Here is a 403-nt window from a genome sequence, read left to right as displayed (position 1 = left end):
AATCGACCTCGATTAAGAAGCTCCCGGTTAAGCGGTTCATGAGGCGAAATTTCGCGGTTGTGACACCGAAAGAAACAGCACAAGACGCCCTAGAGAAAATTCTAATGAATGACCAGAACCTCCTCCCTGTGGTTGATGAAGACAGAAAGCTACTTGGGGTTATTACAAAGAAAGATATCTACCGGGCGTATTATCACGCCATCGAGGACATATATCTTTGGTGAGTGGTTCAACCTCCTATACATAAAAGTCAATTTCCGAGCTCTTTTTCCGAAATTCTATAGTTGAAGGGGCCTGATTCTTAAAAATACCCAGGGAAAGCTTTAAAATCTTGATGACGACACGATGAGCAGGGAAAACAGGAGGCGATACTATGGCAGTGGACGTTATGGCAAGGGTTCTG

General features: G+C 44.2%; 1 protein-coding gene. It reads left to right on the top strand.

The window, feature by feature from the left end; translation table 11 throughout:
* The coding region (locus tag E3E37_RS11365) for a CBS domain-containing protein (protein WP_167717463.1) at positions 1 to 224 on the top strand (224 nt) is incomplete at its 5' end.
* Positions 225 to 403: the final 179 nt, after the last annotated feature.

Source organism: Thermococcus sp. ES12, from assembly GCF_012027515.1.
In the GTDB taxonomy this organism is placed as follows: Archaea; Methanobacteriota_B; Thermococci; order Thermococcales; family Thermococcaceae; genus Thermococcus; species Thermococcus barossii.
Note: the sequence above shows the minus strand (reverse complement) of the source record. Positions and strands in the feature narration are given on the sequence as shown.